Below are 12,055 nucleotides of genomic sequence, written 5' to 3'. Positions count from 1 at the left end.
TTTTTTCCCCCAGGATATGGGGAGGGTGCCGGCCAAAATTGGACGGTCGATCCAGGGCGCTTCAGCTTGCCCCCGCCCGGCCGCCGAAGGCATCGATCAGCACTCCCTCCCGCAGGCTGTATTCGCTGACCGTCAGGGTTTCGCAGGCGAACGTGTGCATGGTTTCCAGAAGGATGGCTGTGCCGGCGATGATGAGGTCCTCGCGTCCCGTCTCCAGTGTGCGGATGTTCCGGCGTTCTTCGATGGATTTCGCCTTCAGCTCGTCGTTCAGGCGTTCGACGTCGGCCAGCGGCAGGTGCATGCCGTGAATGCGCTCCGGGTCGTAGGGAAAGATGTCGTCGCGCATGGCGGCGAGCGTGGTCACCGTGCCGGCCGTGCCTACCAGCACTTCGGGTTTCGGCGAACCCAGTTTGCGCGACACGTCGGCCAACTCCTCCGCCAGGAAGGCGCGCAGGGGCCGGTATTCGTTTTCCACCACCGGGTGTTGCGTGAGAAACCGTTCGGTGAGCCGCACCACGCCGAGCGACGTGCCCGCCACCGCCTCCACCTTGCGCCCGCGTGAGAAAATGAACTCGGTGCTGCCGCCGCCGATGTCGAAGGTCACCATCGGCCGGTCGTCCTCCGGCAGTTTCCAGAACACCCCGGCCAGCGTCAGCCGCGCCTCTTCCTCCCACGGAATGACGTCGATGGTGAGGCCGAGCTCGTCTTTCGCACGGTTGACAAATTCATCCTTGTTGGCCGCTTCACGCACGGCGCTGGTGGCGACCAGCTTCATCGGCACCTCGCCGTATTGGCGGCACCGCTCCTGAAATCCGCGCAGGGTGTTCAAAGCGAGGTCGATGCGGTGCGGCAGGAGTTTTTTTTCGGTGTGGATGCCTTCGCCCAGCCGGGTGATGGCGCGTTCCGAGGCCACTTCGCGGAACTCACCCTGTCCATTGGCCTGCATGATGAGCAGGCGGATGGTGTTGGAACCGATGTCAACCGAGGCGAAGTGATTCATGGAATGGTCTCTTTATATGGGAAGCACTTTTTCGCTGTCCAGCGTCAGCAGAAGATACAGGCCCAGGGTGATGAACAGCAGGCACGGACCCCACGCCGCCAGCACGGGCCCGAAGGTGCCTTTTTGTCCGAGTGAAATGGAGGTGGCGTAGAAAAAGAAAAACAGAAACCCGATGGCGAGACTGATGCCGATACAGAATAACAATCCACCCCGCCTGCTGGAACGGATGGAGAGCGGGATTCCCACCAGCGCCAGCACCACGCTGATGAACGGATACGACAGTTTGTGATGCAGATCGACGAGGCTTCTCGCCGTGTCGAATCCCTCGGATTCCTTGATCAGGACGTTCTGGTACATTTCCCGCGCGCTCATCTCTTCCGGTCGTTTCTGCACCTTGTTGAAATCCTCCGGTTTTTCCAGCACGGGGAACACCTGCGTCTCGAAAAACTGGGTTTTATCGAGACCGCCCGGGGAGAAAAACCGCATGGCGCCCTTTTCAAACACCCACTGGTCGCCGTTCCACGACACTTTTTCCGCGTCGATGCGCTGGCGCATGACAGGATGCTCGCGGTCGTAATAAAACAGGCTGACATCATACATCACGTTATTGACCGCATCGAAGGTCTCCATGTTCCAGATAGAGCCATTGGGCGATCTCAGCCACAGGTTCTGGTTGTTGGTCTGGTGCATGTTTTGGTGGCCGCGCACTTTCACGTAAAAAATGTAATTCATGTTCTCGCTGGTTTTGGGCGTCACGAACTCATTGAGCAGAACCAGGCCCAGCGCGATGATGAGCGAGGTGCTCAGGATGGGTTGGGTGATGCCCGTCAGGCTGATGCCGCAGGCGCGCATGGCGATCAGTTCGTTGTTGCGGGCCAGGCCCACCAGCGTCACTACCGTCGCCAGCAGCACCGCCTGCGGGGCCATGTAGGACAGGATGAACGGGGTCTTATAAAGGAAGTAGAGAACAAAATCCCAGAATGTGCCGTGCTTGGTGACGAACTCGTCGAGCCGCTCGAAAGCGTCGATGACCAGAAACACGCCGACCATGGCGACGACCATCAACAGGTAGGTTTTCAGAAACTGGGCTAAAATGTAACGTTTCAGGATTTTCATATCGGCGTGGCAGGATTCAGGCGGCGAGCTCCGGGATGGCCGACTCCAATGCGTGGCGCAGGCCTTTCCAATCGTCGTGGAGTTTCAGGGTGGTGCGGATGTAATTCAACGTCGGCGCGATGCAGGGTTCATAGCGGCCGTTGCCCACGGTGTGTTTCTGGTAAGCGAAGGTGCCGATGGCTTTCAGGTTGCGCTGAATCGACATCAGGTCAAACACGCGGCGGTATTCGTCCGCATCCACGTCCCTTTTTTCTTTTTGCTTCTTGAGGCTGATGAAGCGGTCCACCATATCGCTCACGAATTCCTCTGGGAGAACGTGATACGAGTCGCGGAGCAGTGAGGCGAGGTCGTACTGGCTGGGACCCATCCGTGCATCCTGGAAATCGAGGATCACCAGCCCCTCATCGTGCACCATCAGGTTGCGGCTGTGGAAATCGCGGTGCGTGAAGTGGAGTGGTTGCCGGTCGAGTTCGGAACACAGGCGTTGCAGATGGTGACGCAATGCATTCCACACGGTATCGCTCAGTTTTAGGTCCAGCAGGCCTTCGATGTAGTGTTCGATCATGAAGTCCATTTCCCACATCAGCTTGGCCGTATCGAAGCGCAGGTGGTACGCCGGGCAGTCCGGACGGATGCGCTGAGTCGCGCGGAACTGCATGTCGGCCAGCATGTCCACCGCCTGCCGGTACCAGGAACGGAGCTCGGCCTCGTCGCAGTTTTGAAGCTGCTGCTCCAGCGTGATGTCCCCGCAGTCCTGCAGGAAAACGAATCCCTTCGCCGCGTCATAATGGTAAAGATGCGGCACCGGCACGTTCAGCCCTTCCAGGAATTTTTGAATGCGGACGAAATCGTACTTCTCGCCGGGAAACGGTTCCGGCAACTGCATCAGCATCAGCGAGTCCGGCCCGCGTCCGCGCGACCGGTAATGCGGGTGCAGGCGGAAATAGCGGCGCGTGGAAGCGTCGCCTTCCAGCGGGGTGGCTTCCACCCCGGCCACCGATTGCCCGAACAGGCCACCCAGTGTATTTGCCAGATAGGGAAGATTGAAACGCGGCTGGGCGGACGGGCTGGTTGCGGTTTTGGAATTCATGAGATCGGGTCGGTGATGTCCTGTGGGATGTTGGTTCGGTTTGGAACTGCTTTCAATTATAGTATACTACCAGCCCGTTTGGCCGGAGACAACGCGGCCATGTACGCGGGGAACCGCCGGAAGACCGGTTCCCCCACGGCATTTTGGAAGATTCCTTTAACATTTTCAAAATGAAGTGAATCCAGTCGCATCTTAAATGGGACCTGTGGGTCCTTTGAATCACCTATGGAGGAGAACAATGCCGAAACCTGCATATCACATCCTGGTCTGTACGAACCAGCGCCCCCCCGGGCATCCCCGCGGTTCCTGTGGCGAAAATGGAGCCATGGAAGTTTTTGAAAAAATCGGAATGGGCATCGAGCAGAAAAATCTGTTTGGCAAAGCCATGTTGACCACCACGGGATGCATGGGTCCCTGTTCCATGGGGCCGGTGGTGGTCGTGTACCCGGACGGAGTCTGGTACCGGGGCGTCAAGCCGGACGATGTGGACGAGATTCTCGAGTCTCACATCATCAACGGAAAGAAAATCGAGCGCTTGGAGATCCCCGACGAAATGTGGGGCTGATCTCCGGTTGTCGGCATGAGCATTTAAAAACAAACGAGAGGAAGCTCAATCCACATTGGATTCGGCTTCCTCTTTTTTTTGCCGGCTCGAGAAATAGTTCCACAGTTCCTTGCGTCCGTGGTTGTTCTTGCTGGAATACATGAGCACCGTGCGCGCCCCGTCGCCGCCGAACTCCTTCTTGATTTTGTTCATCTGAAGTTTCCGTTCCGTCTGCGACAGCTTGTCCGATTTGGTGGCCACCACCACGTAATCCAGCTCCACGTCCTCCAGCCAGTCCCGCATGACCAGGTCCAGCTCCGTCGGTTTCCGGCGGATATCCACGATCAGCACCACGCTTTCCAGCCGTTCGCGCTCCCGCAGGTAGTCTTCAATCAGCGTCTGCCATTTCTTTTGAACCTGCGGCGGCACTTTGGCGAAGCCGTAACCCGGCAGGTCCGCCAGCATCCACGCGTCGTTGATGTTGAAGAAATTGATCATCTGCGTTTTGCCGGGCGTGGCGCTGGTCTTCACCAGCTTCTTGCGGTTGACCAGCGAATTGATGAGCGACGACTTGCCCACGTTCGACCGGCCGATGAAGGCGATTTCAGGGAGCGGTTGGCTGGGGAACTGTTTGGGCGACACCGCACCGGTGACGAATTCAGCTTTGATGATTTTCATGACTTGAATCGGTTGATCACCAGCCCGGAGAGCAGTTTGGGATAGAAGTAGGTGGCTTTCTGCGGCAGGCGCACGCCCTGTTCGGCGAGGTTCCGCACCTGCTCGATACGCGTCGCGTTCATGAAGAACACGAGGTCGAACTCGCCCTTGTCCACGTTCTGCATCGATTCCTCCACGCGCACATTGTAGGTGATGTACTGTTGGTGTTCGGGGCGCTTGGTGTCGATGCCCATCAGGTGTTTCAGCACCAGCGTGTGCAGTTGAAACACGTCGAGCACTTTCAGCGCCTCGGCGTCTTCCGGACTCATGTGCGGCACCACGGCATCGACGTCCTTGAGCTTCAACAGCACCGCATCGCCGCCGCCCAGGTAGGCGCAGAAGGCGACGCCTTGATTCCCGACTTCTTCCAGTGTCGGGATCATCACACTGGCGGAAGTGTTTTTAGGAAAGGCCTGGATATGGAAATAAGGTTCGAGTTTTTTGAGGAACGCATCGCGGTTGAACGGTTCCGGTGATTTGACCTGCCGGTGGATGGGGTAAATAGCGAGCGCGTCATTATCCATATTGGTGAGGAACATCAGCACGTGCGCCGAGTCGCTTCCGGGTCCGCCGTTTTCCAGATGGTAGGCGAGCGCCGTTTCGTAACGGTGATGTCCGTCGGCAATGTACACCTTTTTGTTTTCGAACTGTTCCGCGATCTTCGCCAGAGTTGTCGGGTCGGTGAGCCTCCAGAACCGGTGGGTCACACCGTCTTCCTCGATTTCCGCCAGCGGGTTTGACTGCATGGTTTCCTCCAGCGCGCGGTCCACGCTGTGGCCGGGATCGGAGAACAAACCGAACACGGCGCTGAAGTTGGCGCGGCAGGCGCGGATCAGTTTCGCGCGGTCTTCTTTCGCTTTGGCCAGCGTGAACTCGTGCGGACAGATGTTGCCCTTGCTGAACTCCTCCAGCCGCACGCGCGCGAAAAATCCATAGCGGTTGTAAGCGCGCCCGTTGTAAGTGTACTCCTGCGCGTAAACGTAAAACCCGGGCCGGTCGTCTTCTTTCAGAACGCCTTTTGCCTGCCAGTCAGCGAAGTCTTTCGCCGAGCGAGAGTAGCGGTTGTCGGTTTCGGTATCGTGACTGCACTGTTTGCCGAGGATCAGGCGCACCACGTTGTACGGACTCCTGCGGTAGAGGTCGTCCTGCTGGTCGGGGCGAATGACATCGTACGGGGGGGCCACGAGATCCGCCAGCGGTCCGGCTTCCTGTTCGTTGTAAAGCAATCCGGTGAAGGGTGCGATGGCCACCATATTGCGATCCTGAAAATCGGGTTGGAGAGGGGAAGCAGATCGCTCGCCCGGGCAAATGCCATGCACGGCGTTGCGGACGCCCTGATCGGAAATCATTCTACGCCCTTTGCCGGGATTAGACAAATGCTACCTGGTGCACGGGGAGAGGGTGCCGTTGATTCAGAACAGGCCTTCGCACTCGCACAGCTCGCGAATGTAGCTGACAAGGGAGTGGATCATGGCGTCGTCGAAGGTGTTGCCCCAGGCGGGCATGCACGGGGCGCGGCCGGTGGAGAGGCCGCCGTGTTTGATGGCATGAAACAACTGTTCGTCGGAGCGGCTTTCCAGGTACTCCGCTTTTGTGTGGTCGCGTGGCGGCACCACCACGTGGCGGGCGTTGATGCCGTTGCCCTTGCCCTTCAATCCGTGGCACTGCGTGCAGTAATACTGATAGGTGGCGCGGGTCTCGTCGGTGACGGGATACGCGCGCTGGGCTTTCGCCGGTTCCGGTTGAGGCGGGGGCGGTGGAGTCTGCGCCACCGGCGGTTTGGGTTGAGCCGATTCGGGTTTCGGTGCGTCGTCGCCGCACGCGGCCAGCATTACCGTGAACGCCAACGCGCACGCAAATGAAAGGCGGAACCGCGAACGCATGAAATCGGAGAGCCGGGCGCGCATCATTTTTCATCCTTCTTGTGCGACATGACGTAGCGCGTCATCAGCTTCAATTCGGCCTCGTCGAAATCGTACACCGGCATGCGGCTTTTCCCGGTGAACTGTTTGGGATCTTTCAGCCAGCGGTACACCCACTCGGTTTGCAGACGGTTGCCCGCGTTGGTGAGCGACGGACCCGACACCCCGCCGCGCGGCTGACGCGCCAGGTTGTAGCTTTCGTGACAGGCGATGCAACTGTGGTCGCGTTCGAACAGCATCTTGGCGCGCACCCGCTCCCCGCGCGCCAGCGGCTTGAGGTCGAGTGACAGCGGCTCCAGCCCTTCCAGCTTCTGCGTCATGAGGAACGAAGCGAGCGATTCCGCCTCCTGTGTGCTCACCGACACGTGCGGGCCTTTGAATTCCGGCTCGCCTTTCAGAAAACCCGGATCGCGCGGATGCCCCATCTTACGGATGGTCTCCGGGTTTTGCAGGTATTCCACCAGCCACGCTTTTTGATATTTGTCGCCCGCGTAAAACAGGTCCGGTGCGGCGTGTGTTTCCGCAGGTTCTTCTGCCGACAGTCGATGACACGCACCGCACTGTTTCTGCTCGAACAAGGAGGCATCGGCGAATGCAGGCGTGGCGGTGGCGAACAGGAAAAGGATCGCTCCCATCCAATGCCATGCGCTCGTCTGCCAGGTAGGGTGTTTCATGATCGTCATCATTCGATGGGCGGCGGAATGACCCTCAGCGGGTTTGGTTCCGGTTCCGGCGCGAGCTCCGGTGTCGGCTCCGAGCCGAACGGGAAGATGGGGTGCGATTCCGCGGGCGGTGTCACATCTTCCACCGCTTCCGGACCGGGCCCCGGCGGCGGGGTCTGCAAGTCTTCCGGCGGTTGCATGCGTTCCTCAGATTTGACGCGGTTCTCGTTCAGGTCGTAATACAGGACGAGGTCTTCGTCGCCCGCGGGCTGGCCGAACTTTTTCTCGTTCAGTTCATGGCGGCTGTCGAACGGAAACACCTCGCGCACCAGCAGGCGGCCCAACCCGCGCGATTTGAGATCGGTGTAATACCAGCCCCGGTAGCGGTCGGTCATGCGGTTGAGCGAGTCGATGAGCTTTTTGCCGAGAAAGTTCGCATCGGGCACCACGGTTTGCAGGGGACGACCGTTCGGCGTGACAGTCTGTTTGATCTGAAACTCCGGCAGGACACGATTGTTGCTTTTGAGTTCCTGCATGAACCGGTCCGCGTCTTCCACCTTGTGCAGTTCCGGCTCGCCCAAACCAGTGGCGGCGGAGTTCTGGTGGCACGACTCGCATTGGCGTGCGGTGGAGCGGATGGTGTGCGGCGTGTGCGGCGTCCACACGAGGCCCGGTTTGCCGTCGGTGGTGATGGGCACCTCGGCCTGGTTGCGCTGGCCGCCTTTCTGCATGAGGTCGGTGATGAAATACTGGTAGCGCGGTTGCACGACGACCACCCGGCCACGCTGGTTGGTGCCGAGCATGGGTTCGCCCCAGCCGGATTCGGTGATGAGGTTCACCCACACCCCTTGCTTCCACGGACCTTCAATGCCTTTCGGTGTTTGTCTGGCCTGCGTCCAGTCAAGCATGCCGGGATCGGTGGTGTTTTTCTTCGGCTCTTCGTTTTTTCCGGTTTTGAAATCCGGCGTGGTGAAGCGTTGTTGCAGAACGGGGTCGGCGAAATTCCATTCGTTCCACTTGCCCGCCTCCAGTTGCGGTTCGCGGATGGCGTGCAGGCCCCATTCGTTTGCCGACCAGCGCGCGTGGCAGGCGGCGCACTCGACCTGGGTCAGATGATCGGTGATGCGGTGCGCGAGTGGGATGGATTTCAGGTTATCCAGAATCGGAATGACGTGTTTCTTGCCGGTGACCTTGGAGAACAGCACCCACTTGCCGTCCTCCTGTTTGATGTGCGGCAGGGGATTGCCCTGGCCGTCGAGCATCACCACATCGCCCATCTCGATTTTGGTCATGAGATTGGGATTGAGCTGGTTCGACTTCAACAGCTTCTGTGCTTTTTCATCCGCTTCCACCAGCTTGTAGCCTTCCGGCGGTTTGTGGTGCACGCCGTGGCAGGTCTGGCAACGGATGGTGACGGCGCTGTGCATGGTCGGGTTTGTCATCGCGTCAGCCTTGAGGTCGTCCGCGCCGTGACAGTCGATGCAGTGCATGCCTTTTTCGCGGTGGATGTCGGGAATCAGGAACTCGTGCTGGCGTCCGTGCAGGACGGGCTGGTCGGCCAGCACGTCGGCATGCGAGGTTTTCGGCCGCGCGGGTTTGCCGAACAGGCCCTCGAATTCGTTGCCGACGCCGTTGTTGTTGTGGCAGTGCTCACACTGGACACTGGGTACGGCAACGGTGAACTTGTGCACCAGCGGATAGCCGCGCTGGTTTTCGAGCGGGGTCGATCCGTACCGGTACGCGAAGCGCGATCCTTTTTTGCGGATGTCTTCCTTCTGCACCTTCTGGATGGCGCGGTCGCGGCTCAGGGTCAGGCCGTCGTTGGTGTAGATCATGTGACACGCGGCGCATCCCGTGGCGCGGTAATCCCCGGCGCGGTGCGGCGCGGGCGACTGCACGTGACAGCGCATGCACTTTTTCTTGAGGAAATCATCGGCACGGTGGCCCGTGTCTTCAAACGTCCACGGCTTCGGCTCCTTGCCGCCGCCTTTGGAATCGTTGAACGGCGAATGGCCCCAGGCATAGCGCGTGGTTTCCACCAGGCCGCGTGGGTTTGCCATGATGGATTTGGTCACCTGCTCGACCTGTTCCGCGTGGCATTTGCCGCAGGCGTTGGGGGCGTGCTCGAGCGATGAGGGGTTTGGGATCATGCCCGTGTGCGCCTGTTCCGGGGTCTGGCCGCGTTCGTTGCCCTTGTGGCAGGTGGTGCAGTCGAAGCGGTGGTTCTCGCTGATCTCTTCAATGCCGCGGTGGCAGTTGAGACACCCGCCCTCAATGTTGACGAGGTCGATCCGGCCAAACACGTCGCGCAGGCGGAAGTTGGAATCGCGGTAAAAGTTTTCGATGAAGCCGTTGTTCTCGGCGTAGGAGTTGAAGCGGATGCCGTCCAGCGTGGTGCCGGGCTTCAGCACTTCCTGCGACGATTCGCGTTTGTTGCGGATCAGGAAAAACGGGTCGCGGAAATCATCGGCGGACAATGGGATGTCCGAGGCGATGGGCGGAATGAGCACCATCTTCTTTTCAAATGTGACTGTGGGTTCCGGTTCCGTGCTGTGCGTTTCCGGTTCGGCGGTTTCGATTTCAGGCTGGCCGAAAAACGGTTGTGGTTCGGGTTGTGGTTCGGGTTGCGGTTCCGGCTGAGGTTGCGGTTGCGTCGCAAACGGGTCCCACGGCGTCGTCACTTCCGGTGAGAACGGTTCGCTGGACGCAGGAGGCAACGGGGTTGGGATCGGCTCCTGTGTCGGCGTTTCTCCTTCCGGCGGGAGGATTTCTTCGTCCGGGCCGAACAGGTGGCCGCCCGGCACGGCCGGGGAAAAGCCGAGATCGGGTTCCTTTTTCTTTTCTTCGGACGGTTGCGTGCCAAAAGGCGAAGCCATCTGCGCCTGCAGGTTCGGGATCAACCCGAAGGCGAGCAGGGCCAGAAAGGCCGCGATCCAGACTGTTCGTTTGAGAAGGTTCATATCCGTTTCAACGTTTGTTCAGAATCCGGTCGCGCAGTCGGCGGTGCTGGATCTTTTTTTCAAATTCATAACTTTTTTCCAGATTCCGATAGACCGGATCATCATACGCATCGTGGCAGGGAATGCAATTGCCCACGCGCAGGGTGCGCAAAATCTCCGCCTGGTTGAGCGGACGCGCATTCGGTTGACCCGTCCCCGCCACCGGCTGGCCGCGGAGGGTCACGGCGGCAGAGGGGCTCAATTGATTCTTGAGCGTCTTGATGTCCGTCAGTACGAGGAAATTGTATTCGTCGTCCTCGCCGGACGAGTCGCCCTTGATTTTCAGTTCGCCTTCGCCCAGGCCGAGGGTTTCCGGTGACAGGTGGCAGCCGGCGCAGGAGCGCACGGACTTTTTCACCGAATGCGGCTGGGCGGCGTACATCAGGTTGGACCCAGAGTATCCCAGCGGATTCGTGAATTGCCACTCATTATATGTACCTTCCATATCTCCTTCCTCGTTGATGACGGGAAGGGGGTGCCCCTGCCCGTCGAGCACGGTGAGGGAGCGGATTGGTTGATCGAGCACCGGTGCGATTTTGCCGCGCGGGCCTTTCATGAGCCGCGGCTGAGTCCACTGGGTGCTGTGGCGCGGACCCGATCCCCAGGGATCTTTTCCCTGGGTGTGGGCCGCCTGATCGTAAGTGATGTGGCATCCCTGGCATTGCGGCACCCACGACGCGTGGCAGGTGGTGCATTCGAGTTTGCCTGCGTGACCTGGGAGCGTGTGCGCGCTCCGTTTCCACGCCGCCTGCGGAATGGGAATCTGTTTGCCGGTGCGCTTACTGAAAAAGACGAAACGCTTGCCGATCTTTTTCACGTTCGGCATCTTGTTGCCGTTGGCGGTGAGCGCCATCTCGTCTCCGATCTGGTTCTGCCATCCCTTGTAGTGACGGCTCAGCCGCACGGCGGGATCGTTTTCCGTCTCGATCTTCGCCGTTTCCGGGTACGCCGATTCCGTCCCGTGGCAGGTGGTGCAACGCACCTCCACCGCCTGGTGCTGGCGCGAATAGATGTTGCCGTCGCCCATCACGTCAAACGCCGTGTGGCAATCGATGCATTCCATGCCGGCCTTGCGATGCACGTCGATTACCGGCTGTCCGGTTCCGGCGAAACGGAAGTGCTGACGTTCGCCGTCGAACCCGGTTTGCGACGCCAAAGGCGCATCCGTTTCAAACTGGCGGTGGCACTGCGTGCACACCTGTTGCGACGGCAATACCGTCATGGTGTGCGAGGCTGGGTGACCGGGTTGGTCTTTCGGGATGGTGGGGTCGTTGCCCGCATACAACCCGTTTTCGTTGTAACGCGAATGGCAGGCGGCGCATCCCTGCGAGCGGAACATTCCTTCCGGCGCGGGCGCATCCAGATGACACGAAAAACACCGGTCGCGCAGAAGCAGGTCGCCGAAGTGATTGGACAACAACACCGCGTCGCCGGTGGCGGCTGTCGGCGGATTGCGCCGCACGGTTTTTTTGGCGAAGTAGGGCAGGCGCGAGAGCTTTTCCACCGCGCCTCGTTCGAGGGGCGTGTCGCCGTCTTCGTCTTCCACCGCGTAAATGCCGAACTTCGCCGACTTGCCCGTTTGTCCCGACCACTGAAAGCGCAAGCCCGCGATCATCCCGGCCAGCGTGCCCATCGGTGATTTTCTAACATGATCCGCCCAGTTGCGGCTGTCGTCGGCGAACCCGGAGTGGCACTGTGCCTGGCCGCAACTGAGGTGTACGACTTTGAGCGACGACGGGTTGCGCTTGCCCGTGCCCGCGTCCGGATCGTGAATGAGTGTGGCGTGCGCCTTCTCTTTTATCAGGGCCGTGGCGTCGCCGCCGTGGCAGGCGGTGCACCCGAGCTTGAGTGGGTGCGACGCGCTTGCGGGAGCGATGCCGTTATGGCATTGCAGGCAGGATTCCTGATCCGGCTTGATGGACTGCATGGGGTTCCATGCCGCCGGTTGCGTGAACGGGGTGGTGGAGGCCGAACCGCCGAGCGAGGGAACAGCCGCCATCACGCA

10 protein-coding genes are annotated in these 12,055 nt (G+C 59.8%); 1 reads left to right on the top strand and 9 read right to left on the bottom strand.

Translation table 11 applies throughout. The annotated features are described in order from the left end of the window. Positions 1–61: 61 nt before the first annotated feature. Genes J2S31_RS12570 through J2S31_RS12560 form a run of 3 tightly spaced genes read right to left on the bottom strand, consistent with a single transcriptional unit; the run spans position 62 to position 3,206 of the window. A complete protein-coding gene (locus tag J2S31_RS12570; protein ID WP_237099439.1) occupies positions 62–1,000 on the bottom strand; it encodes a Ppx/GppA phosphatase family protein in 939 nt (312 codons plus the stop codon). Positions 1,001–1,012: 12 nt separating this feature from the next. Next, positions 1,013–2,116 carry an LPS export ABC transporter permease LptG gene (lptG, locus tag J2S31_RS12565; protein ID WP_237099438.1) on the bottom strand — a complete coding sequence of 368 codons (1,104 nt, stop codon included), beginning with the start codon at positions 2,114–2,116 and terminating at the stop codon, positions 1,013–1,015. 16 nt (positions 2,117–2,132) lie between these two features. Next, complete coding sequence (locus J2S31_RS12560; protein WP_237099437.1) at positions 2,133–3,206, bottom strand: aminoglycoside phosphotransferase family protein; 1,074 nt, start codon at positions 3,204–3,206, stop codon at positions 2,133–2,135. 196 nt (positions 3,207–3,402) lie between these two features. On the opposite strand from J2S31_RS12560, the gene J2S31_RS12555 reads away from it, so the two are divergent. Then, positions 3,403–3,771, top strand: a complete 369-nt coding sequence (locus J2S31_RS12555; protein WP_336886600.1) for a (2Fe-2S) ferredoxin domain-containing protein — start codon at positions 3,403–3,405, stop codon at positions 3,769–3,771. 45 nt (positions 3,772–3,816) lie between these two features. On the opposite strand, the gene yihA is transcribed toward J2S31_RS12555, so the two are convergent. The 6 genes from yihA to J2S31_RS12525 form a co-directional block, all read right to left on the bottom strand. Further along, the gene (yihA, locus tag J2S31_RS12550; RefSeq protein ID WP_237099435.1) at positions 3,817–4,428 is read right to left on the bottom strand and encodes a ribosome biogenesis GTP-binding protein YihA/YsxC; all 612 of its coding nucleotides are present in this window, start codon (positions 4,426–4,428) and stop codon (positions 3,817–3,819) included. After that, a complete protein-coding gene (locus J2S31_RS12545) occupies positions 4,425–5,816 on the bottom strand; it encodes a DUF1015 domain-containing protein (protein WP_237099434.1) in 1,392 nt (463 codons plus the stop codon). Before J2S31_RS12545 ends, yihA begins: the two co-directional genes overlap by 4 nt. A gap of 63 nt (positions 5,817–5,879) precedes the next feature. Further along, positions 5,880–6,377: a c-type cytochrome gene (locus J2S31_RS12540; RefSeq protein ID WP_237099433.1), complete on the bottom strand. Its 498-nt coding sequence runs from the start codon at positions 6,375–6,377 to the stop codon at positions 5,880–5,882. After that, positions 6,374–7,063, bottom strand: a complete 690-nt coding sequence (locus tag J2S31_RS12535) for a c-type cytochrome (RefSeq protein WP_237099432.1) — start codon at positions 7,061–7,063, stop codon at positions 6,374–6,376. The genes J2S31_RS12540 and J2S31_RS12535 overlap by 4 nt, the downstream gene beginning before the upstream one ends. A gap of 8 nt (positions 7,064–7,071) precedes the next feature. Continuing rightward, positions 7,072–10,011, bottom strand: coding sequence for a hypothetical protein (locus J2S31_RS12530; RefSeq protein ID WP_237099431.1), 2,940 nt, complete (start codon positions 10,009–10,011; stop codon positions 7,072–7,074). A 7-nt stretch (positions 10,012–10,018) separates the two neighbouring features. Then, positions 10,019–12,049: a hypothetical protein gene (locus J2S31_RS12525; RefSeq protein WP_237099430.1), complete on the bottom strand. Its 2,031-nt coding sequence runs from the start codon at positions 12,047–12,049 to the stop codon at positions 10,019–10,021. Positions 12,050–12,055 lie beyond the last annotated feature (6 nt).

It is taken from the genome of Nitrospina gracilis Nb-211 (assembly GCF_021845525.1).
Lineage (GTDB): Bacteria > Nitrospinota > Nitrospinia > Nitrospinales > Nitrospinaceae > Nitrospina > Nitrospina gracilis_A.
Note: the sequence above shows the minus strand (reverse complement) of the source record. Positions and strands in the feature narration are given on the sequence as shown.